At 35.4% G+C, this 21,735-nt stretch carries 21 protein-coding genes and 1 other annotated feature (1 of these 22 running past the window's edge); of the genes, 9 read left to right on the forward strand and 12 right to left on the reverse strand.

The window, feature by feature from the left end:
• Positions 1 to 59: 59 nt before the first annotated feature.
• A complete protein-coding gene (catA, locus tag DOK78_RS05665; protein WP_207941381.1) occupies positions 60 to 707 on the reverse strand; it encodes a type A chloramphenicol O-acetyltransferase in 648 nt (215 codons plus the stop codon).
• Between the two features lie 134 nt (positions 708 to 841).
• Positions 842 to 1,099, reverse strand: coding sequence for a CD3324 family protein (locus DOK78_RS05670; RefSeq protein ID WP_207941380.1), 258 nt, complete (start codon positions 1,097 to 1,099; stop codon positions 842 to 844).
• A 307-nt stretch (positions 1,100 to 1,406) separates the two neighbouring features.
• On the opposite strand from DOK78_RS05670, the gene DOK78_RS05675 reads away from it, so the two are divergent.
• Complete coding sequence (locus tag DOK78_RS05675) at positions 1,407 to 2,009, forward strand: YdhK family protein (RefSeq protein WP_207941379.1); 603 nt, start codon at positions 1,407 to 1,409, stop codon at positions 2,007 to 2,009.
• Between the two features lie 92 nt (positions 2,010 to 2,101).
• On the opposite strand, the gene allD is transcribed toward DOK78_RS05675, so the two are convergent.
• Complete coding sequence (gene allD / locus DOK78_RS05680) at positions 2,102 to 3,169, reverse strand: ureidoglycolate dehydrogenase (RefSeq protein WP_207941378.1); 1,068 nt, start codon at positions 3,167 to 3,169, stop codon at positions 2,102 to 2,104.
• A gap of 278 nt (positions 3,170 to 3,447) precedes the next feature.
• Between allD and DOK78_RS05685 the strand changes: the two genes are divergently transcribed.
• Both DOK78_RS05685 and DOK78_RS05690 read left to right on the forward strand, forming a co-directional pair.
• Positions 3,448 to 4,725: a hypothetical protein gene (locus DOK78_RS05685; RefSeq protein ID WP_207941376.1), complete on the forward strand. Its 1,278-nt coding sequence runs from the start codon at positions 3,448 to 3,450 to the stop codon at positions 4,723 to 4,725.
• Between the two features lie 66 nt (positions 4,726 to 4,791).
• Positions 4,792 to 5,763, forward strand: a complete 972-nt coding sequence (locus tag DOK78_RS05690) for a Gfo/Idh/MocA family protein (RefSeq protein WP_243430535.1) — start codon at positions 4,792 to 4,794, stop codon at positions 5,761 to 5,763.
• Here the strand turns inward: DOK78_RS05690 and DOK78_RS05695 are convergent.
• A complete protein-coding gene (locus tag DOK78_RS05695; protein WP_207941374.1) occupies positions 5,760 to 6,632 on the reverse strand; it encodes a LysR substrate-binding domain-containing protein in 873 nt (290 codons plus the stop codon). The genes DOK78_RS05690 and DOK78_RS05695 overlap by 4 nt on opposite strands.
• A 111-nt stretch (positions 6,633 to 6,743) precedes the next feature.
• Here DOK78_RS05695 and DOK78_RS05700 point away from each other — a divergent pair, with 111 nt between their 5' ends.
• Positions 6,744 to 7,742: a YeiH family protein gene (locus DOK78_RS05700; protein ID WP_207941372.1), complete on the forward strand. Its 999-nt coding sequence runs from the start codon at positions 6,744 to 6,746 to the stop codon at positions 7,740 to 7,742.
• A gap of 442 nt (positions 7,743 to 8,184) precedes the next feature.
• Here DOK78_RS05700 and DOK78_RS05705 read toward each other — a convergent pair whose 3' ends face one another.
• Positions 8,185 to 8,502: a MerR family transcriptional regulator gene (locus DOK78_RS05705; protein WP_339076351.1), complete on the reverse strand. Its 318-nt coding sequence runs from the start codon at positions 8,500 to 8,502 to the stop codon at positions 8,185 to 8,187.
• A gap of 130 nt (positions 8,503 to 8,632) precedes the next feature.
• On the opposite strand from DOK78_RS05705, the gene DOK78_RS05710 reads away from it, so the two are divergent.
• Positions 8,633 to 9,388, forward strand: coding sequence for an SDR family NAD(P)-dependent oxidoreductase (locus tag DOK78_RS05710; protein ID WP_207941369.1), 756 nt, complete (start codon positions 8,633 to 8,635; stop codon positions 9,386 to 9,388).
• A gap of 69 nt (positions 9,389 to 9,457) precedes the next feature.
• Here the strand turns inward: DOK78_RS05710 and DOK78_RS05715 are convergent, their stop codons facing one another.
• The 5 genes from DOK78_RS05715 to DOK78_RS05735 form a co-directional block, all read right to left on the reverse strand.
• Positions 9,458 to 10,069, reverse strand: a complete 612-nt coding sequence (locus tag DOK78_RS05715; protein WP_207941368.1) for a hypothetical protein — start codon at positions 10,067 to 10,069, stop codon at positions 9,458 to 9,460.
• A 103-nt stretch (positions 10,070 to 10,172) separates the two neighbouring features.
• Positions 10,173 to 11,135, reverse strand: coding sequence for an ATP-dependent 6-phosphofructokinase (locus DOK78_RS05720; protein WP_207941367.1), 963 nt, complete (start codon positions 11,133 to 11,135; stop codon positions 10,173 to 10,175).
• Between the two features lie 171 nt (positions 11,136 to 11,306).
• On the reverse strand, positions 11,307 to 11,852 hold the full coding sequence (locus DOK78_RS05725; RefSeq protein WP_207941366.1) for a TIGR01440 family protein: 546 nt from the start codon (positions 11,850 to 11,852) through the stop codon (positions 11,307 to 11,309).
• Positions 11,852 to 12,355 carry an ECF transporter S component gene (locus tag DOK78_RS05730; RefSeq protein WP_207941365.1) on the reverse strand — a complete coding sequence of 168 codons (504 nt, stop codon included), beginning with the start codon at positions 12,353 to 12,355 and terminating at the stop codon, positions 11,852 to 11,854. Before DOK78_RS05730 ends, DOK78_RS05725 begins: the two co-directional genes overlap by 1 nt.
• Positions 12,355 to 13,152: a hydroxymethylpyrimidine/phosphomethylpyrimidine kinase gene (locus DOK78_RS05735; RefSeq protein ID WP_207941363.1), complete on the reverse strand. Its 798-nt coding sequence runs from the start codon at positions 13,150 to 13,152 to the stop codon at positions 12,355 to 12,357. The genes DOK78_RS05730 and DOK78_RS05735 overlap by 1 nt, the downstream gene beginning before the upstream one ends.
• Positions 13,153 to 13,366: 214 nt before the next feature.
• On the opposite strand from DOK78_RS05735, the gene DOK78_RS05740 reads away from it, so the two are divergent.
• Both DOK78_RS05740 and DOK78_RS05745 read left to right on the forward strand, forming a co-directional pair.
• Complete coding sequence (locus tag DOK78_RS05740; protein WP_207941362.1) at positions 13,367 to 14,389, forward strand: DUF1002 domain-containing protein; 1,023 nt, start codon at positions 13,367 to 13,369, stop codon at positions 14,387 to 14,389.
• 95 nt (positions 14,390 to 14,484) lie between these two features.
• Positions 14,485 to 15,099, forward strand: a complete 615-nt coding sequence (locus DOK78_RS05745) for a histidine phosphatase family protein (protein WP_207941361.1) — start codon at positions 14,485 to 14,487, stop codon at positions 15,097 to 15,099.
• 69 nt (positions 15,100 to 15,168) lie between these two features.
• Here DOK78_RS05745 and DOK78_RS05750 read toward each other — a convergent pair whose 3' ends face one another.
• Positions 15,169 to 15,843 (reverse strand): WxL domain-containing protein, encoded by a 675-nt coding sequence (locus DOK78_RS05750; RefSeq protein WP_207941360.1) that lies wholly within the window; start codon positions 15,841 to 15,843, stop codon positions 15,169 to 15,171.
• Positions 15,833 to 16,843: a WxL protein host-binding domain-containing protein gene (locus DOK78_RS05755; protein WP_207941359.1), complete on the reverse strand. Its 1,011-nt coding sequence runs from the start codon at positions 16,841 to 16,843 to the stop codon at positions 15,833 to 15,835. The genes DOK78_RS05750 and DOK78_RS05755 overlap by 11 nt, the downstream gene beginning before the upstream one ends.
• 268 nt (positions 16,844 to 17,111) lie before the next feature.
• Between DOK78_RS05755 and DOK78_RS05760 the strand changes: the two genes are divergently transcribed.
• Both DOK78_RS05760 and DOK78_RS05765 read left to right on the forward strand, forming a co-directional pair.
• Entirely contained in the window at positions 17,112 to 19,919 is a 2,808-nt protein-coding gene (locus DOK78_RS05760; RefSeq protein ID WP_243430533.1) for a pectate lyase-like adhesive domain-containing protein, read from the forward strand.
• 109 nt (positions 19,920 to 20,028) lie between these two features.
• Positions 20,029 to 21,492 carry a helix-turn-helix domain-containing protein gene (locus tag DOK78_RS05765; RefSeq protein WP_243430531.1) on the forward strand — a complete coding sequence of 488 codons (1,464 nt, stop codon included), beginning with the start codon at positions 20,029 to 20,031 and terminating at the stop codon, positions 21,490 to 21,492.
• Positions 21,493 to 21,566: 74 nt separating this feature from the next.
• Positions 21,567 to 21,735 (forward strand) — a binding site (T-box leader) (it continues 60 nt past the right edge of the window).

Consider the following 21,735-nt stretch of genomic DNA (forward strand, 5'->3'; position numbering starts at 1 on the left):
GTTGGATAAAATCTACAGTCTTTTTGTAGAGCTCGACTAGCTATCCCTAACAGACTAAGTTAAAGCCAGTCGCTATAATTTTTTGTGAATTGCTGTAAATCGGTAATGAAATTACCAAGATGGTACCCATCACAAACGGCATGATTGACTTGAATGGCTAATGGCATAAGAATTTTTTCGTTTTCCTGAATGAATTTTCCAATGGTAAAGATGGGGAGTAGATAACTACCTTCATCATATATATTTAGACTAAATGAGGTGAATTCTGTCCACGGAAGGATAGATATATTCAATGAATTTGTAGGAAAAGGTTGCTTTGGAAAAAGTGTCTTTGAATCAGAGTAGGTAGCAATATCTTGGACACAAGCAGCATAAAAGTCTGTAAAACTAGTTGTGTACGTCGTCCAAATACTAGAAAATGTTTGATTTTCCTTGTTGAAAATAGTGTAACTAGGGATAAGTTCTTTCCAATAACCTAATTCAGCTTTCGCATTTTTGGTCATTCGGAATTCTTCATGTTGATTGACTATAGTTGTCAACATATAAATTAATGCTGGATAAATTTTTTGATTATTATTCTTTAGTCCATGTTTTAGTTCTGTAATATCGATAGTAGTTGTTAAGCTATAGGTACACGGTTGATTCATGTAGTGCAAATAATATTCTTTGCGGTGCCAATTTTCTATATCAATTTTTGTAAAAGTCATCTTATTCCCTCCGTTTCCTGTAAGTATTATTGTAGATTACTTTTTTTATTAACAAGAGATGAAACAATTCTGTTTTGTTTTTTATACAATTAAAAGCTGCCATAGTTCATCTATGACAACTTTCAATGAAGGGCTTAATAAACAATTTTTTTAATTGCGTGGGTAGAAAGATGATATTTTTTTGCAAGACTATTTATTGAACAGCCATTATGAAATTCTTGAATAATACAAGTATTTCGTTGTTTCAGTTCTTCTTTATAGCCTGAAAGTTCTCCCCATGCTTTTTGATTTTCTTTATGAATTGGAATATAAAGATACCCACCTTGAAAATATTTTTGTAATTCTTTGACTAAATATTCAGGTAGAATGACCTTCGCATTTTTATAGTTCATACCTATTCACTCCTTGTGTTTTTTTACAAGTTGCAAAGTTAGTATGAGGCGACTTTACTTCATGCAATTGCCGCTACTATCTAACTTTGCATGAAGGATATTGTTTGACCTTGCTTCTGTTTTCAAGATACCACCGCCTTATTAAATACGCTTATATTCCCAATTAAATCATTTTTGAAGAAGTACTACAAATAAGAAGATACTTTTAATCAATAGCTAGTTAAATAGAGTTGTTTTCTTTTGAGTTTACATATGTAAATAATGTTGTTACAATAAAATAAGAAATTACTAAAGAAAGGTGAGGACGATGAAGAACAGAAAAATTTTAACAGTAATAGGTTTAAGTTCATTAGTTATTTTAGGAGCATGTTCGTCAGGAACAACACAAGATTCAAGCCACGAAAATCATTCCACAAATACGACAGTATCAGAAGCAAGTACTTCGACGAGTGTAGAAACCTCTATTGCAAGTAGTGAAATGATGCATCACCATGATTCTGGTGAAATTCCACCGGGGATGAAAGAGGCTGAAAATCCTAAATATCCAGTAGGAACACACGTGACTTTGACTGCAACTCACATGCCAGGAATGGAAAATGCTCAAGCGACGATTGTAGGTGCCTATGACACAACCATCTATGAAGTGAGCTATCAGCCAACAAATGGTGGAGCAGAAGTGAAGAACCATAAGTGGGTTGTGCAAGAAGAGCTTGAAGACTCTGAAGAAGTTGCATCAGCAGGAGATACCGTTGTCTTAGAAGCTGAGCATATGGAAGGTATGAAAGGTGCAAATGCGACTGTCGACGAAGCAATTCAGGGTACTGTGTATGTGGTAGATTATGAACCAGCGGACGGTGGCGAAATGATGATGAATCATATGTGGGTCACAGAAGCTGAAATAACTGAATAGAATTAAGTTCCAAGCCTTTGTGTAAAGCAACTAAAAAAAAGACGCCCCATTCACTAGAAAAGTGAATAGCTGGACGTCTCTTTTTTAGTTGCTTAATTTGCAAAGGCACTTAATCCTTCGTAACTATCATTATGAATAACATCTGATTTCAAATAATTAATAATTGATTCAGGAATTTCAACGCCTTCTCTGCGATTTTTTTCGTAGCGTTGATTTGAGCCTTGTCCAGGATAACGGACACTTGAATAGCCTTTCGCCGGTTTTGTCGCATTTAATTCTTCCATTGTTTGGGTAATATGTTCTTTAAACATATCTGCGCTACCAAAACGAGCAGGATCTAGAATAATATATAACTGCCCTAAATTACGACCAGCTGTTAAATCGTCATACATTGAGCTTACGTGTTTTCCAAATGGTAGATTCATTAAGACACCTGAAAAAACATCTACCATCATCATGAGTCCGTAACCTTTTGGACCAGCAATTGGCATCAAGCCTCGCACTTTGTTTGGGTCTGTCGTCGCTTGACCTTCTTCATCAACTGCCCAGTCGGCTGGAATTTCTTTGCCTTTTGAACGTGCATCTAAAATTTTTCCCCATGCTTGAACCGTAGTAGCCATATCAAAAATGAGTGGCGTGTCAGTATTACTTGGTGCGCCAAAACCAATTGGATTTGTTCCATAATAGGGCTCTGCACCACCAAAAGGCACAGCCATTGGATCAGATTGAGTCATCGACATTCCTAGTAAACCTGCTTCTGCGATTTTACGTAGATAATAAGAAAGCGTCCCAGTGTGACCACATTTAGAGACCCCTACTACCGCGACCCCTTTCTCCTTGGCCATGGCAATTGCTGGTTCTAATGCTAAGTTGGCAATGTATTGTCCTTGCGCATTATCTCCATGGAAAACACCAGAACAATCGCCAGTTTTTTCAAAATAAACTTCTGGTTCTAAGGTAATCCCACCTTTATTAATTCGCTCTGAATAATACTCTACTCGAACTGCTCCATGTGAATGGACGCCACATAAATCAGCGTAAACTAGATGATTCGCTGTTTCTACCGCTTGTATTTCAGGCAGACCTGCTGCTTGAAGTTTATTCTGGATTAATTTATGCAATTCTTCCGGTGTTACTTTAATTAGTTTTTCTGTTGCCATGGTAATTCCTCCCTTTTATTGATTAAAGTTGTCATACGTCTATAACCAAGTATTCTTTATGAAGTAATTATAACATAATACTGACATGACGGTGAAGTAAGCGGATACTTTTTGTTGTATGTATAACGTTTTGTTACGCTAAATATTTTTTAGCTTAGATTTGCAATCGCTTTATTTAGGGAATAAAATTAAACAAAAGGAAGCTGTTATTTCATGAGGAGGTTATATATAGCGATTAATAGTAAGTAATGGATTGTCAAATCAAAAGAGGTGAAATCATGGATATTTTAAACGTAATTCAAGAGGCGCAACTACCGTTATTGTTTAAAGGAGCTATTGGTTTAGAAAAAGAAGGTTTGCGAATAACCCATGCCGGAGAGTTAGCTCAAACCGATCATCCGATTATCGTCAATGCACAGTATCATAAAGCCATTACTACAGATTATTCAGAAAGCCAGACCGAATTAATCACACCACCGATGAGTGACATGCGAGAGTTGCACAATCATTTAAACGAATTAAATCAACTATTAGCGCAAAGTTTACCACCGAATGAATATATCTGGCCGTATAGTATGCCGCCCATTTTGCCCGATGAATCAGACATTCGAATTTCGCTAAAATCAACACCAGAAGACTTTGCCTATCGTAGTCAAATTGCTGAAAAATATGGTAAGAAACGTCAATTGATGTGTGGTATCCATGTCAATTATTCCTTAAATGAAGAATTAATCAATCAATTATTTATGGTGCAAACAGAATTTAAAACGAAACAAGCTTTTCGTAATGCGCTCTATCTAAAAATCTCTCGTAATTACTTAGCTTGGCAGTGGCTGTTAGTCTATTTGTTAGGAGCAACACCGATAGCCAATCCCGACTTATACGAAGCCGCTTTTTTTAGCGATAAACAATTGCCTCAAGACTCCATGAGAAGTATTCGGAGTAGTGATATTGGGTTTCAAAATAAAGATCCACTCAGTATAAGTTATGAAAGTATTGAACAGTATATTAAAGACATTCAGCACTCTGTCACAGCTGGGCTTATTTTGCATACGCGTGAATTTTATAATAAAGTAAGGCTTCGAAGTCATAAGGCACAATTAGAAGACTTATACACAACCGGGATTGAGTATTTAGAATTTCGCTCATTTGACTTGAATCCGTTGCATCCGTTAGGTCTAACCTATCATCATTTGTTATTGATTCATTTATTTATTGTGACGATGTTCGTAGTACAACCATTTGAACAGTCAGCTATCGAAATTGGGGATGATAAAACAATTGCAACGGCTAAGGAACATCCTTTTGAGTCTTCATCCTATGAATTAGAAGGAATGGAAATTTTATTAGAAATGAAAAAAATCGCGCAACAATCGACGGATGCTGATTATTTAGTTGCAGTTAATCAAGCCATTGAAGCACTTTTGGAACCTCAAAAAACAATTAGTGGGCGTATCCATATGCAAGTGAAGACCAGCGATGAGTTGATGGATTTTGGCGTTAATTTAAGTCAAAAATTCAAAAAATTAGCACTACAAAAGAGCAGTTACTACTAAAAAAATGAAAGGTTCACCTATACCTTAACGTAGAGGTGGGTTTTTGTTCGTAGGAGTGAAAGAAAAATGAATATTGGAATCATTGGTACAGGTGCCATTGCAGCAATTGTTACAACAGCATTAGCAAAGTTAGAGACGATCCATGTTAGAGGTGTTTATTCAAGAACGATAGAAAAAGCGGAGCAATTCGCAGAAAAGTATAACCTTCCTTTCTATACAAATTCATTAGATGACTTGTGTCAACAATCAGAAATCGATGTCATTTATGTTGCAACGCCGCATAGTTTTCATAAAGAACATGTTTTAATTGCGTTAATACATGACAAACATGTACTTTGTGAGAAACCGTTTACGATTAACGAAAAAGACGCACAGGAATTATTTGATTTCGCTATAGAGAAGAAATTATTTTTAGGAGAAGCTTTTTGGACACGATTTAATCCAGTTTTTCAATCGTTAAAAGACATTCAAGATCAACAATTAATTGGTGAATTTAAATCTGTTATTGCAAATATTGGTGGGTATGGTTTAAACAATGATCGGCTTATCGATAAAAATTTAGCTGGAGGAGCGTTATTAGATATTGGTGTATATAACTTAAATTTGATGTTTGAAATTTTTGGGCATGAGTTTACCGAGATGACTACCGTTTGGAATCAAGGCGCTACAGGAGTTGACTATCAACATACACTTTGCTTTGCCTTTGCTAATCAAGCAACTGCGACCTTACATGCGACGATTCAAGCCCAAACAATGAACGGCGCCCTCATTAGTGGAAGTGAAGGTTATTTGACGATTGACCATGTTTCTGAATGCAATCAAATTGATATTTACACGCATCAACACGAAAAGATTCAGACAGTCACCAAACATCCAGAAATGATAGGTTATGAATACGAATTTTTACAGTTGGCTGCGTGTTTAAAACAAGGAAAAACAACTTTTGATGAAGTTCCTCCAAGTTTTACCCAACAGCTCTTGCATGTTACTGATTGTATTCGTCAAGATTGGCAACTAAATTATTCAGGAGAAGCTTAAAGAGAACTTGCTAAATGTTTGTAAAAATCTGAAAAGACACTGTTTTTTCGCCAAACAAAATAAAAATCATGAGAATGTTGTAAATCGGCAATTGGAATTTTTATTAAGCTTCCGTTAGTGAGCTCTTCTTTCACAGCGATTTCGTATAAGGCGGTAACGCCAAGATTGTGCGCAACGAGCTTCTTGATGGTAGCGATATTGCCAATTTCAATTAACTTAGAAAAATCATTCAATAATAAGTTTTGCCGTTCTAAATTTTTTTCGAAAATATCTCGTGTACCAGAACCCGTCTCACGAATAATTAAAGGTTCTTGTAATAAATCTTCTAAAATTTCTGGCTGTTTGGAAAATGAATAGTTTTGACCAGCGACACAGACGAAATTTTCTCGAGCGTAAGGGACAAAGCTGTATTCATTTTTAGGAAAATAGCCTTCAATCAAAACAAAATCTAACACTCCTGTATCTAGTTGATGGAGGAGTTGTTCGGTATTATTCACCAACATTGTGATTTGCATATCGGGATGCTGAATCAAAAAATTGCCAAGCTTATTTGGTAAAATGAACTCGCCAATTGTCAATGTGGCTCCTAGTTTCAGATGATATTGTCCAGTTTTTTCTTGTGTTAATTTTTCTCTTAAAAAAGCTTCATCGTGTTTCATTGTTGAAACAGTCTCCAAAAACAATTTGCCTTCATTTGTTAGCAATAACTTCTTACCTTCGTAATGAAAAAATTTGGTTTGGTAGTTGATTTCCAAGTATTTGATATGTTGGGAAACAGCTGGTTGCGTAATACATAATTCTTTTGCAGCTTTTGTAAAATTCAGGTGTTTACAAACAACTAAAAAAGTTTCAATTCGAAAATCTAACATGCTTTCACTCCTTACAATAATTTTTTGTTATTATTATATAATAATTTATAATTTTTCGTTATAAATAGAATGTGATAGGATAATTTCAAAGAAAACGAAAGGAAGTAAAACATGATATTTGTTAAAAAGAACTATCAGGGAATCCTATTAGCATTTGTGATAGGATTAATAGCAACTTTTTTAGGAAAAAGTTTTCCTTTAATTGGCGGACCTGTCTTTGGGATTTTATTAGGAATGGTGTTGGCACTTTTTCCACGAAATAAGTCATTTAGTGCAGGAATCACTTTCACCTCAAAAAAAGTACTACAATATGCCATTATTTTATTAGGCTTTGGAATGAATTTATTTCAAATTGTCGAAGTGGGAAGTCAATCTTTAATGATTATTCTGTCCACTATTACGACAGCATTGGTGATTTCTTATATTGTGAGTAAGACATTAAATATTCCGGCAGATGTTTCAACGTTAGTAGGGGTAGGTTCGTCGATTTGCGGCGGATCAGCAATTGCTGCAACAGCACCGGTTATTGATGCAAAAGATGAAGATATTGCTACCTCTATCTCGGTGATATTTTTGTTCAATATTATAGCTGCTTTAATTTTTCCAACTTTGGGACGCTTGCTAGGATTGAGCGATACGGGATTTGGTATGTGGGCAGGAACCGCCATTAATGATACTTCTTCAGTTGTAGCAGCCGGACAATCATGGGCGAATAATCATGGCAATGATATGGCATTGCAGTATGCAACGATTGTGAAATTGACGCGTACTTTAGCCATTATTCCTATTACATTAGGATTAGCAATTTATCGTTCCAAAAAAAGTGATGCGACAACGGTAAAAGTAAGAGAAACTTTTCCTTGGTTTATTTTATATTTCTTGTGTGCCGCAATCTTTAGTACCTTTATCCATTTGAATGCTTCTATAGTGGATAGTTTAACAAACTTAGGAAAATTTTTCATAACGATGGCCATGTCAGCGATTGGTTTAAATACTAACGTGATGAAATTAGTCAAATCAGGTGGCAAACCAATTATTTTAGGTTTTTGTTGTTGGGTGAGTATTATGTTCGTAAGCTTGTGCATGCAGAAAGTTTTAGGTATTTGGTAAGTAAAAAGAGCAGAGTGAAATTATTAGATATAGAGGTCTGTTGAACAAATCATCAATTCTGGTAGGTGACTTTGAAGATGAGAAGATGTCTTTAATTAATTTTAAGTGTGGTCATATCTACTATAATCTATAGCTATTTTATTTGTATATAATAATCGATGAAAAGTAGACTTATAGAGTAAGTGGATCTTCATTATCATATTAAAAAAATGCAGATTGTTGATAAGGTCAGTTTATGACTCTGTTGACAATCTTTTTACTGTTTTAATTTGAATTGTAATAAAAAAACAAACTACTTTTCTATTTATGTAGGAGAAAGTAGTTTGTTTACATTAATAGTACTTAGAGTATACTCTAAGTAGAACTACAGAATTTCATTATTTTGGCGTTGCAATAAAAGCCTTCTCACCTTCTTCGGTATTGTAAAACGCAATTTTCAAGTCTATGATGTTAAGATTTTTTTAAGATCATCTAACTGCTTTAAAGTATTCTGACGATGAACTTTCATAATTTTTTTTCGCTGTTTTGAGGTTTCAGGACCTTGCATACATAAGTCAATATACTGCTTGATTTCCTTGATAGGCATACCTGTGTTTTTCAAGCAACAGATTAATTTGACAAGATCGAGACTTGTTTCAGAAAATTGCCTATTTCCATTTTTACTCCTTGAAATAAACGGTAAAAGTCCCTCCTTATCGTAATATCTAATTGTATGTGGTGATAGGTTACAGATGTCTGCTACTTCATTAATGGAATACATCAAAAGCCTCCTTAAAATTTGGCATATAAAACTAATAAATAGTTTGACTTAGATATAACTCTAAGTGATAACATCATTATAGACTTTAAGTAGTCGAAACTCAATAAACGAAAGAATAGGTGTGGTTAGGATGAAGAATAGAATTGCTCTGGTTACAGGTGGGAGTCGAGGTCTTGGGAGAAGCTCTGCACTTGAATTGTCTCAAAAAGGTATAGCTGTAATTATTACCTATAATAATCAAAGAGAAAAAGCAGAGGAAGTTGTACAAGAAATAGAAAAGAAAGGTGGTGATGCTATTGCATTACAATTAGACGTAAGCAAAGTATCAGCACATGAGAAATTTATTTCTATACTTGCGGATACATTAGAGAAAAAATGGAAACGCAACTCATTTGATTTTCTAATTAATAATGCAGGATTTGCTTATCGTACATCCTTTGTCGAGGTTACAGAGGAACAGTTTGACAGTATGATGAATGTACATTTCAAAGGAGTCTTTTTTTTCACGCAAAAAATTTTACCTTATATTGCTGATAACGGAAGAATTATTAATTTTTCTTCTGGTCTGGCACGTTTCACAACAGAAGGATGGATAGCCTATGCATCAATGAAAGGGGCGGTTGAAGTTATGACTCGGTACATGGCGAAAGAACTTGGTCCAAAAGGTATTCGTGTTAACACAGTAGCTCCTGGAATAATTGATACAGACTTTCATCATGGTTCATTCGATGCTATTGAAATCAAAGAAAAAATTGGAACACAGATGGCATTAGGAAGAATTGGGGAACCAAATGATATTGGTGGTGTTGTAGCAGCCATGTGTACGGATGAAACTGGATGGATCACTGGTCAAAGAATTGAAGCCTCTGGCGGAATGTTTCTGTAGCTAAAAATAAGCTTGTGTATGCAGAAAGTTTTAGGTGTTTGGTAAGTAAAAAGAGGCTAGATCACTGATCTAGCCTCTTTTATAGGTTTCTTGAAAGAATTTTTCTGCTGTTGGAACATTTTTTGTTTCTAGGAAAGAAATATTTTTTTCTTGAATGATTTGTTCTAATTCTTTGGTAAAGACTTCTGGTTTTTCAAAATATGATAACCGCAGAGTTAAATAAGGATGTCCACCGTAGCTTTGCACAAAGGATGAATAAGCAAGCACATCTGGCGGTAATTCTTGTGTAATTAGGAGATAAACGGTATCACTTGATTGAATAGGTGAATGTTCATTTGGCACATGTTCTGGTGCTGCACGTAAAATCGCTGAGACTTGCTCCCAAGGAATGATGATTTCACCGTGTCGAATTTTCTGATGATCCAGTTCGATAAAGGGTTGAATTGATTGCAATGTTTCAACTTTTTTACGCATGTTATCAGGAATGATTTTCAAAAAAACGATCAATCCTCCCAATGCCATAACAGCAAGGAGTAAGGCGAAAAGTTGATAGTCTAAAAAGAATAAGACCACACCTATTATTAACAAGACGGATTCCGAAAAAATCCCAATCAGTTGGATGCGTTTAATATCGGTGTCAACTGTTTGGTCAAGTTGACGTTTGGCATGAAATGTTGACATAATTTTCTCCTCCTTTATTCTACTGTAACAAAAAAGGAAAGGAGCGTCACGATTTCTGATTGAAAAAAAACCGTAGAATCTGCTTTTCTACGGTTTTCATTATTTAATATGAGATGGATGCATTAAGTGGGGACAAGGATAAATCAATGAAATTTTTCTCTATATCTAGCGCATCTTTTAAAGAAATAGGGATTAATTTGTTATGTTGAATACATAGGCAAGTACCGAATTGTTCTTCTAAGAATAAATTAACGGCATTCGCACCAGCTTTACTTGCTAACACACGATCGTAAGTAGAAGGTGAACCACCGCGAGGAACATGACCCAGTTCAACTTCACGAATATGCAAGACACCTTCGTCTTTTAATTTCGCTGTTAATTCAGATGCAGACATCACACCTTCTGCTAAAACAATTAAGCAGTGTTTCTTTTTACGTTCAACACTTTGCTTGATTTTATTTGCGACATGAGCAATATCAAGTGTTTGTTCAGGAATGAGAATTGATTCTGCTCCACCAGCAACTCCTGACCATAACGCCAAGTCGCCGGAGCGTAAGCCTTTCACTTCAATAACAAAGGTACGGACATGTGAATTCGCTGTGTCACGAATTTTGTCTAAGGCGCTGACAACGGTATTGACAGCTGTATCAAATCCAATTGTAAATTCTGTTCCGGGAATATCATTAGCGATTGTGGCAGGAATCCCAATCGTTGGAAATCCTAAATTAGCAAGTGCAAGGGCACCATTCTGAGAACCGCAACCACCAATCACAATTAAGCCATCTATTTTTGCTTCTTTTAAGTTTTCAATTGCTTTTAATTGGACTTCTTCATCAGCAAATTCAGGATAACGTGACGAATAAAGAAGTGTTCCGCCCATTGCAATGGATGAATTCACTCTTTCAGAATCTAAAGATGTAAAATTTTTGCATACCAAACCTAAAAATCCATAATTCACACCAACAATTTCAATATCGTGATGTGCTGATTTGTTTAAAATTGCTCGAATGGTTGCGTTCATTCCTGGTGCATCGCCACCACTTGTTAAAATAGCAAGCCTTTTCATTTTTCCACCCCATTAAATTTAATTCATACCTTTTATTATAGAATACGGGATAGCACGTTACAAAGCAATCAAATTTTGAAAAAATTATACAGGAAAACCATTTATATCAACGAAGAAAACGATTACTTTCGTTCGTTAAAAAAGAGGCTAGAAAAATTCTAACCTCTTTTTTTATTCTGAATAACTTGCTCTCGGTCCACCAATATATTTTGGTCGAGAACGTAGAGCGGTCACATGAGCAGCGCCTAATTCTTTTTTTGTTGGTCTAACTGGAACTTGGACATGTTTAATGTGCATTCCAATCGAGGTATCGCCAATATCAATACCTGCTTGAGCAACAATTGATTCCACTTCTACAGGCGCATCGAAAAATTTAAAAGCAGCCACTGAACAAGCACCGCCAGCATGAAGACTTGGCAAGACTGCCACGATTTCTAATTCTTTTTTTTCAGCAAGTGTACGTTCAACAACCAAGGCACGATTTAAATGCTCACAACCTTGAACAGCTAAATAAATGCCTTTTGGATCTAAAATTTGTTTTAATGTTGAAATAATCCATTCGCCAACTTCTTTACTAGGGTTTTTACCAATCACCCCACCAGTAATTTCACTTGTGCTACAACCTAAAACAAAAATGTCACCGGCTTTTAAATCTGCTTGCGCCAATACTTCTTCTGTGAGTTGAGTTAAATCTCGAACTAAGGTTTCTTTTTCCATTATTTAGGGCCTTCTTTCATTAAGGGGAAATTAATTTTTCGCAACGCTGCAATCAGCATTAAAGTAAGTCCACCACCAAAAATATTTTGAACGATATTGCCAATAATTGATGCTAAACCTGCAGGCCAAGTGTAAAGTAGAGCTGTTGCTAGAGCATAACCGATAACCATAAAGAGACTTGCAAGGACTAAGCCAGTGATATTTTTGTATTTCCAAGGTTTTTGAAAAAAGTATCCAGCAATGCCACCTTGAATCCCGTGAATCAGAACTGAAAAAATAATCCATTGGGGGTAACCAGATAATAAATCAATCATTCCACCACTGAGTGCACCTACCCAAAAACCACCGAGGGGACCAAACAGAAAGGCCGCAGTGTAGATGCCAACTTCACATAAGGTAACAAACCCATTTGTTGCAGGAACGGGGAAGATAAAAAGTAAAGATAATGCGACGGTCAAAGCCGTAATCATTGCAAGTTGTACGAGATTTTTTTGTAAATTCATTAAGTTAAACTCCTTTCAATTTTTCCGTGCCAAACATTGCCGGCATCGTGAATGGGAAGCCCATTTTCAATCGCTTCGTAGACAAATCGTTTGCTTTTTTCAATGCTTTCAATCAACGGAGTGCCTTGAGCGAGGTGTACACAAATAGCGGCTGAAAAACAACAACCTGCACCATGAATTGTTGATTGATAAGAAATAGGACCTTTAAAGTAGTGAGAATTGATTCCATCCGTATAATAATCAATGGCACTATCGGTTAAAATGTGGGGACCACCTTTTAATACAACGGCTGTTTTCGTCTGTTCGGATAATTGCTGACTAGTTGTTTCCATATCTGCGAGTGAAACGATGTCAGCGCTCGCTACTAATCGTTGCATTTCTTTTAAATTGGGGGTGATTAAATCTACCAATTGAGCGAGTTCTCGAATTTTTTGGAGATAGTCTTGTTGTAATTGTTGCTCGGTTTCCTTAAAGGCTAAGACGGGGTCTAAAATAATTGGAAATTGACCTCGATTTCTTTGGCAAAAGTCAATGACTAAGTCAACAATTTCAATACTAGCTAATAAACCAATCTTTACGCCATCCAATTGAAACGATTGTTCGATGGTTTGTAACTGTTCGTGAATAAGCGAAGCAGGAAGTGGTCGAATGACAAAGTCGTCATTTTCTGCTACTGCAATACAAGTCAGAACGGAAAGTCCAAATGTTTGTAAATTTTCAAAGGTTTTTAAATCAGTTTGAATCCCACCGCCGCCCCATGTATCAGAACCACCGATTGTTAGGGTTATTTTTGTCATTTCCTCACATCCTTTTGCTTATTATAAAAGTTAGCACAAAAAAAGAAAACAACCAATTGGCTAGTTTTTAACCCATCCAATTTACTAATGTTTATTTAAAGTTCATCAATTTTTTGTTAAGTTTTGTAGAAAACGTCCAGTTGTTTTTGAATTACGCTCATTTTATCGCTACAATATTTAGCAAGTAGATTTATTTTTAAAGGAGAATAACTTAATGAAACTCAAAAAAATCATTACAAATACAGTTTTATGTACCACAGTTTTACAAGTAGGATTAATGGCAACGAGTGTAGGTGTCTTGGCTGATACCACTGAACAAACACAAAAGGTTAAAGATGAAGGTTGGGATGTTCCAAGTGTGGCGTTGGGTAATGGCTTAACTGAGCAAGAAAAAACGCAAACGCTTGAAAAACTCAACGTAAAAGAAAACGAAGCGTATAATACATTTGTCGTTAATGGCGATGACTTAGTCAACTATGTAACAGATATTGATTCATTTACGTCTGATTCAAAAGCGTATTCGAGTGCTTACATGGTACGTACGAAAGATGGTTCAGGTGTAAATGTTACGATTGAAACCCCTGAAAATATTACTTCTCGGACAGAAGCAAACTATCGAAATGCAGCAATTACAAGTGGTGTATATGATGCAGATATTCGAATTGCGTCAGTTCGTGTGATGGATGGTAGTGGTGCCTTAGCTGGGATTTATAAAATTTATGATGAAGTAGATCCTGCGGCAGATGAACAAGAAGCACAAGAACGCGCACAAAATCGAGAAGTTGCGCAAGAAGAAAGTGCAGTTGTTTCTGAAATTACTAAGGAAAACGAAGAAAATGCTGATTTTTCAGATGATAATTTGGCAGTTGCTTTAGCCGAAATCAAATTAGAATTGCAAAAAATTAAAGATGAATTAGCAAAAATGAATGAAGAGCAGGGGCGAGAAAAAGTCCAACAAATCGTTATTGAGCAGTTAAATATTCAAGGTTTAGGGGATGTATTATCTTCTGAGCAAGTGACTTCACTATCTAACACAATGTATAACTTCTCGCAAGCGCCGGTTATTAACAACGAACAAATTACGGAACAATTGACGACTTTAAAAGACGATTTAATGACAAACGGGAAAGACTTTATCAATAATGCGGCAGAAAAATTAAATAGTGAAGAAACAAAAGGCTTCTTTGCGAATATTTGGTCAACGATTAAATCATTCTTTGAAGGCTGGTTTAACTAATAATGAATAGGAGTTATCTACAAAAGGCTTCGTTAAGGTTTTGTAGGTTGCTCTTTTTTTTATTTTTGTCTTATAATGATTGCTAGGAGGTAGACATGACGAAACTATATTTTGTACGCCATGGTTTAACTGCAAATAACGCGTTACATGCGTTTAATGGCAGTTACTCAAATCATGGGTTATTACCAGAAGGACAGCAACAGGCGAGTGAGCTAGGACGATTTTTGCAAGAGGTTCATTTTGAGAAGACGTATGTTAGTCCGCAAAAACGTGCGATAGAAACTGCACAATATATTTTAAAAGAAAATCAATTTTCAGTGAATCGTTTAATTGAGGAGGAAAAATTAAAAGAAATTAATTTTGGATATTGGGACGGCGTATCCATTGATTCAAAAGAAGGACATCCTCAGCTACGTAATTTACGCCACCATCCAGAGCAATATGATCCGAGTGAATTTCAAGGAGAATCTTATCCCAGCTTAATTCAACGAGGAACTTCTTTTATTCAACAATTAGATTATACGACGGATGCGAATTATTTAATTGTTAGTCATGGCGTAACATTGACAACACTGTTGCAAACGTTAAAAGGCAAAACAATTGCGCAAGTTCGAGAAGATGGTCTATTGGATAACACTAGTTTAAGTATCTTAGAAACAAACAATGGAAAATCTTTCCAAGAAAAATGTTGGAATTATATTGCGTATTAAGAAGCTTTTTAGAGGCTTCTTTTTTTATAAAAAAGATCGACTTTCTTAAAAAGAGAGCCGAGCTTTTGCTTATTCTGTAGCTGTTGGACCAGAAGTTAGCGTCCAGGTAATAGTGGCATTGTATGTTTTTGCTTTCGCAGTTCCTCCGTAAACGGTTAAGACTGATGCACTTTTATCAAAATTATCTAACCATGTTCCTAAACCAGCATCTTTATCTGCCTTAAAAACTGTTTTTGGTGAACTACTTAAAGTAATATCTGTTGCAACAGGAGCTGTACTAGTATTTTGACTATTCGTTACGACTGATTTATTTGCTAGTTTTAAGTTTGCACCAGCTAATACATCTTCATCGCTTGTTTTAATAGTTGAAATGGTTGCTTGCACTTCCCAACCAGCACCGGTTCCGCGTTTATCAGTTACTTGAATACGTGGTTGTTCAGCTTTTGCAGTATAAGTTTGAGTCGTACTAGAGATTTTATTGCTACCAAAATCAAAATTTGATACATAATCTAAACTTAATGGGCCAGCAGAACCAGTACCAGGATTATCTGGATCACCTGGATCAGTTGGATCAGTTGGGGTCGGATTGTCTGGATTAGTTGGATCGATTGGTTTTGTGGGTGTACTATCATCACCAGTAAAACTTACTGTCGCAGCAGAGGTTTCTGCTTTAACAAATTGTGGTGCTGCAGTTAATAATGCAATACTCAATAGAGTACCTGTTAAAAGTAATTTATTTTTCATTGTTTTGTTTCTCCTTTTTTCTTCTGATATAAATGATAATTAGTAAAAGTAATAGAACAAATACGACAATTGCTGCAAAGATCAACCAATAGATTGGTGTTTTCTTTGGTGCAACATTCTCTTTTTCAACTAACTGATAGTCTTTCCCGGCTACTTCAAAATCCTGCTCCCATTCCCAATGATAATCGCCAGCTTTAGCTTTTCCTGAAAAATGGTAGGTTCCGGGCGCTAATGTTCCTTTTGATAAAGGAATAATGAGATGAAACATCGAATTAGGTGCAACTTTTCCATACTTTGATTGATACGTTTCAATTGTTTTACCATCTTTTGAAATGGTGGCGTCAATCGCTAAATTGTCAATCATAGTTGCAATTGGGTTGCTAAGTTCAGCTTTAACAATGGGGTGATTGTTTTCTGTATCGAGCTTAATTTTTCCAAGTGTTAATTCTGGAGTGAGTTTTTCATCCGATGTTTGCAATTTCACTGCTATCGAGTAAGCGAAATGATTGTAAAAATTAATTGTTTGCTTTTCTTGTTGCTGATTTTCAATTTGTTCATAGACATGAATTCCTCCTAAAATATAGCCAGCAAATTTTTCTTTAGGATAAGTCAAGTCGAAAGTGACATTTTTTTTTTCATTAGGTGCTAGTTCAATTGTGCGTTGTTGTTGCTCTTTGGTGATGATTTGTGAAAATTTCGGATTTGCTATTAATTCATTTTCTGTGCGGCTATAAGCAATCGTGATGCCATCACTAGTTGTGGCATCATTTGCCTCAACGACTATTTTCTTCGTTTGATTGCTGGTATTTTCGATTTCGATCGCTATCGTTTGCTTCTTTCCTGGTGTTATTTGTAAATCAAAATAAGTGTTATCTTTTGTTCGCTGGTTATCAGGTAAATTAGCAGTAATGCGATAATCCATTTGTGCTTCTTCGCTAAATACAGGTAACGCCTGACCGAAAAGAAAACATAAAATAAAGAATACTAGTATTTTTTTCACTCATTTCCTCCTTTCGCTAGCTAAGTGAGTGAGGCCTCTTGTTGTAAAGATAACGAGAAAAATTTTTTTCGTCAATATACGGATTATTCAATAGTCATTAGATAATTTGTTATTTTTATTGCTGTTATAAGCTTTCTTTTCGTTTTTTTGAATTGTTTTTATTTTAATTATCAAAAAGTGAAAAAAAGATATAAATTCGTTCAGAAAAATTTCAGTAAAATGAAGGATAGATGAAATTAAATGATTGAATGAAAAGGAATGAGAAGAGATGAAAAAACGAGCGTTTGTGCTATTACTTTTATTAAGTTATCCAGGAATTATTTCGACATATGCAGATACTAGCGAAGAAACTCTTGATTCGACCATTCAAAGCACAGAAGAAATTGCATCTGCTGTAGAAACGACAGACATGACGACAGATGAATCTACTGAAGTATCTTCTCAAACAGAAACGAGTACAAGTGAAGATAGCGCTGAAATAACGGAAGAGACTGTAGTAGAAACGAATGAATCGAATGTAGAAACTGAGATTTCTAGTGAAGAGGAACCTGTAGAAACCACTCAATCAGAAACAATCTCTTCTGAAACAGAAACATTGCCTAAAACAAGGAAAGCACGAAGCGTGGCTAGCCAATCAGTAAAAAATTGGACCGAATTTAAAGCTGCAGTACTAGACCCTACAGTGACAAATGTTTCCGTTACTGCTGATATTTTAAATACAGAAAATGATGTCCAAGGGGCACAAGAAATTAACGTTTCGATTGCTTTAAAAAATCTTACGATCGATGGCAATGGACATACTATTGATTTTCGAGGAACAAGTTTTCAAAATTTACAAGCGATTCCATCTGGAACAACTATTAATATTGTCTTAAAAAATATGACCATTTATGGGCAAAATTATTGGGGACCATTTCGATATGGCGGTCCTACAAAGCAAAGCGGTGGTGCTGCTTATGGTGAAGGGACACTTACTTATGAAAATATCACCTATGAAGGAGCTCAGCTAACATGCTCACCAACGTATAATATCGTTTTTTCAGGGAAAATTCGCAATGCATCCGTCAATCAATATGTTTCGCCATTTTCTAATAAAACTTATAATACTCAAGTCAATCAAGTGAATATTGAAGCGAGTAACATGACGCTACTAGATAATGCTGATTATGAAGGGACCACGCAAAATGCTGGAGTACTTCAACTGTATTATGGTGGGATGTTAAAAGTTGGTAACCATGCGAAATTATCAGTTACTTCTAATGGAACAGGTGGAGAAAGTGGTCTATATACAGTTTATTTACAGGGATCTTTAGAGACAGGAGAAAATGCTGAAATTACTATTAATACGCGTGAATCTGGAAACCAAACAGCATTGTATGTTACAAATGCAGGCAGTAAGGTGAATGTAACAAATGGAACTAAATTGGCGATTCATGTGAATGATAAAAATCGAAGTTCCGACCGAAGTATCGTACAACTGGCTTCAAATACAACATTTACGGTTTCTTCAGACGCTATCTTTTCAATTGATGGAACTGCACGTAGGACAGGCTTATGGGCAACTTATTACAATAGTGTGATTGGGGCTCAAGCATATAGCACGTTTAAAATCGATGAACGTGGAACCTTTACTGTAAATTTATCAGGAGATTCTGACAAGATCGCTGTTGTGTATGTTGCAGGGAATGGTACATTTGGTTTTAATAACGCTAAATTAGTTGACTTAAATACACAAAATACGACAGGCGCGATGACATTAATTTCAATGAATCCAGGTGTTTTTACTTCTTCTATTCAAAAAGTCGAAGCGTGGAATAAAGGAAATAGTACAGATGTTCCAGATAAAATATGGAATCCAGTATTTGATATGAGAGTTCCCTATACAGCTGGAAATGTGCAATCATCAGTGACAGCCTCTAGCTTGTCGCAAGCAGTTAGTCAAGATTTAATCACAAACTATCGTACACAGAATTTTCAACGTGTTCGCTTTAGTTACATTCCAGATGTGACAATTCAATTGGATGAACTTCAAGGCAATCCGAATGATCCTACAAGCAAAGTCCTTCAAGGAACAACAAATCCACATGCAATGATTGTTTTTGAAGGAGAAAACTTACCTGAGCCGACACTGGCTTCACCAAATGAAACAAGTACACAAAAATATCACGTCCAAGCAGATGAAAAAGGTCAATATACGTATACTTTATCAAAAAGTTTAACACCAGGAAAGACGATTAAAGCGAAGGCATATTTGAGTGGAAAAGAAGCGGAAACTTCTCAAAAAGTACCTTCATTACCTACTTTCACAACGACTGCCGCAATAACCAAAGCTGACAAAGAAGTTACGCAGCTTCTATGGGAAGACTCAGGTGTCTTGGTGTATACCATTGAAAATACTGGAACGACTGCATTTTATCCATCGCAATTTACACCTGATATTCCAGATACCTGGACAATTGATTCTTCAAAAACTCAGGTAAATATAAATGGCGAACAAGTAGATAATTCGAAACTTACATCAACAGTGCTGCGCCCAAACGATCGCTTAACAATGTCAATTCCGGTAACTTTTAATAAAGTAGGAACATTTGATTATACAGGAACATTGAAAGGGACAAGTGATGCCAATCGAAAATATGAGTTACCAGATATAACAACCACTCAACAATCATTTGAAGTGAAAAAACCGACGCTTGCTTTATCTTCAGTACCGAACCTCGACTTTGGCAGCAACCCTATTCAATCAAAAGAAATGACATTAACCACAAATAACAAGCAAATAATTGAAGGGGTGGATGAATACGTGAATAAACAAAATTGGGAACTTGTTGCAAATGTTTCACCGCTAACGGATGCTGATAGTAAAGCATTACCATCTTCGTTATTTTTTGGTAATACTAAATTAACATTTGGAAATGATCATGTTATTTATACGAATGACACACTTCATCAAGGAGCTTTTAAATTACAATATGAATCGCAAAAAGGATTTAAACTAAAAGTAGAACCTTCTAATTTGAAAAGCCAGTCTTCTTACACTGGAACGATTACTTGGACGTTAGTAGATGGTTTGTAGATTGTTATTAAATGTTAAGAAATTATTTTGTGATTGAGCTATAAATTGTTTTTTATTAAATGAGATGATAAAGTTTCTACTTTAATTCACGAAGAATGAAGGGAGAATCATGAAGAAGTTTTTAGATAGCAACTCAAGAAGAAAAGTGGACATTTTGATTATGTTGAACAAAGAACATGGTGTGACATTTGATGATTTAAGTCAGCGTTTAGATGCTTCACGTCCAACGATTATGCGAGATTTGGAAGAGATTAAAGAAAAATTTGATGAATGGCAGGTAACCGAAGCCACTGTTATAATAAGAAAAACAACCGCATATTTAGTGGCAAAAGCGAAATTTTCATTGCATCAAATTTTATTACATTATTTAAATGAAAGTTTGCAGTATCAGGCGATGATTGAAATTTTTCATTCAGAATCCATTCATTTGCGTCAATTTTCGGAGGCGCATTTTGTCTCTTACAACACACTTTATAAAAAATTATATGGTTTAAATGAAGTTTTAGCGCAATTTGATTTGCGCTTTGTGACAAACAAGAAAGCATCCATTTCGGGAAATGAGCAACAATTACGTTTTTTTTATTCTGAATTTTTTTGGTACGCCTATAGTGGAACAACCTGGCCTTTTTTAACAGTGTCGCAAAGAGTAGTAAATTTTTTAATTAAACCAATTGAATATATTCGCGGAAGAAAATTAAGTTTGGTTGAAAAAGAGAAGCTATCGTATGATTTAGCAATTATTCTGACACGTATCAAACAAGGTCATTTGGTTTCACCAACAATTTTAAAACATGAAATCTTACAAGATAGTTGGCATTTTAAGTATTTACTCAATTTTTTGCATCCTGCGTGTTCCTTATTTTTTCGTAATCTAACGCGTGAACAAATGAAAGCAGAAATTGCGTACGCGTATATTTTTGTGTTTGCGCAAGAATATCATCTAACGGATAATAAAAATATTAGTGACATGCTTTTTTATTGTCAGACTCATGAATTAAAAACAGCAGAAGTAACCAATCAATGGTTTCGCCTGTTTTATCAAGAATTTCCTGTAAAAATTTCAGCAAAAAATTATGGATTACTCTACGCAAATCTGATTCATAAACACATCAAAGCTCTTACGTTTCAAGGCGCAGGTACATTAAGTGGCATTGATATTAGTGCTTCGGTATTTCTTCCACCTGAAATGAATCAACGAGTTGAATTTATTGTGAATCAACTCACGAATAAGAATAAAATTTTGCGTAAAAATCAAGCATTTTTGTTGGATAATTATCGTTTTCTCATTAGTCAATATATCGAACAAGAACGTAAACCAATATCTATTTGTATTTTATCAGTATTTGGAGAGGAAGGGTTAGAAATGATTAAGCGCCGCGCCTTCCAAGGGATTGATATGGATGTGACTGTCACAGGTACCATTACACCACAAACGGACTTGGTGATTATGGATCGAGAATATGAGCAGGTGTCGTTCGATCAAGAGAAGATTCTTTATTGGGAAAATATCCCTAGTAAGAAATCAATTTTTCGTGTACATTATTTTATTAATGAACATTTCGGTTATGGATAAAAATCAAAAAGGTTATTGACATTTTCTCATCTTGCAGTCTATACTATCGTCATAATCTAATTTAATTCTCATAGTTTAAAACGTTGACGAGAAGAGTAACTTAAGGATTCAGTTAAGAGAACCCGGTTTGGTGCGAAAGGGGACTGAAGAGCAAAGTGAAGATGAGCTCTAAGTTTGTAAATAGTTCACGCTATTTATGCGGATGCGACCGTTATATCGCCGGATTTCAACAGGAATCGTCGA

Source organism: Enterococcus sp. DIV2402 (genome assembly GCF_017426705.2).
GTDB lineage: Bacteria > Bacillota > Bacilli > Lactobacillales > Enterococcaceae > Enterococcus_F > Enterococcus_F lowellii.

What these genes read in the sequence shown, in the direction of transcription:
- DOK78_RS05745 (WP_207941361.1), top strand. Translation starts at nt 14,485, where the DNA reads ATGACGAAACTATATTTTGTACGCCATGGTTTAACTGCAAATAACGCG.
- DOK78_RS05700 (WP_207941372.1), top strand. Translation starts at nt 6,744, where the DNA reads ATGATATTTGTTAAAAAGAACTATCAGGGAATCCTATTAGCATTTGTG.
- catA (WP_207941381.1), bottom strand. Translation starts at nt 707, where the DNA reads ATGACTTTTACAAAAATTGATATAGAAAATTGGCACCGCAAAGAATAT.
- DOK78_RS05730 (WP_207941365.1), bottom strand. Translation starts at nt 12,355, where the DNA reads ATGAATTTACAAAAAAATCTCGTACAACTTGCAATGATTACGGCTTTG.
- DOK78_RS05715 (WP_207941368.1), bottom strand. Translation starts at nt 10,069, where the DNA reads ATGTCAACATTTCATGCCAAACGTCAACTTGACCAAACAGTTGACACC.
- allD (WP_207941378.1), bottom strand. Translation starts at nt 3,169, where the DNA reads ATGGCAACAGAAAAACTAATTAAAGTAACACCGGAAGAATTGCATAAA.
- DOK78_RS05750 (WP_207941360.1), bottom strand. Translation starts at nt 15,843, where the DNA reads ATGAAAAATAAATTACTTTTAACAGGTACTCTATTGAGTATTGCATTA.
- DOK78_RS05735 (WP_207941363.1), bottom strand. Translation starts at nt 13,152, where the DNA reads ATGACAAAAATAACCCTAACAATCGGTGGTTCTGATACATGGGGCGGC.
- DOK78_RS05720 (WP_207941367.1), bottom strand. Translation starts at nt 11,135, where the DNA reads ATGAAAAGGCTTGCTATTTTAACAAGTGGTGGCGATGCACCAGGAATG.
- DOK78_RS05765 (WP_243430531.1), top strand. Translation starts at nt 20,029, where the DNA reads ATGAAGAAGTTTTTAGATAGCAACTCAAGAAGAAAAGTGGACATTTTG.
- DOK78_RS05725 (WP_207941366.1), bottom strand. Translation starts at nt 11,852, where the DNA reads ATGGAAAAAGAAACCTTAGTTCGAGATTTAACTCAACTCACAGAAGAA.
- DOK78_RS05690 (WP_243430535.1), top strand. Translation starts at nt 4,792, where the DNA reads ATGAATATTGGAATCATTGGTACAGGTGCCATTGCAGCAATTGTTACA.
- DOK78_RS05710 (WP_207941369.1), top strand. Translation starts at nt 8,633, where the DNA reads ATGAAGAATAGAATTGCTCTGGTTACAGGTGGGAGTCGAGGTCTTGGG.
- DOK78_RS05685 (WP_207941376.1), top strand. Translation starts at nt 3,448, where the DNA reads ATGGATATTTTAAACGTAATTCAAGAGGCGCAACTACCGTTATTGTTT.
- DOK78_RS05740 (WP_207941362.1), top strand. Translation starts at nt 13,367, where the DNA reads ATGAAACTCAAAAAAATCATTACAAATACAGTTTTATGTACCACAGTT.
- DOK78_RS05670 (WP_207941380.1), bottom strand. Translation starts at nt 1,099, where the DNA reads ATGAACTATAAAAATGCGAAGGTCATTCTACCTGAATATTTAGTCAAA.
- DOK78_RS05675 (WP_207941379.1), top strand. Translation starts at nt 1,407, where the DNA reads ATGAAGAACAGAAAAATTTTAACAGTAATAGGTTTAAGTTCATTAGTT.
- DOK78_RS05695 (WP_207941374.1), bottom strand. Translation starts at nt 6,632, where the DNA reads ATGTTAGATTTTCGAATTGAAACTTTTTTAGTTGTTTGTAAACACCTG.
- DOK78_RS05705 (WP_339076351.1), bottom strand. Translation starts at nt 8,502, where the DNA reads ATGTATTCCATTAATGAAGTAGCAGACATCTGTAACCTATCACCACAT.
- DOK78_RS05760 (WP_243430533.1), top strand. Translation starts at nt 17,112, where the DNA reads ATGAAAAAACGAGCGTTTGTGCTATTACTTTTATTAAGTTATCCAGGA.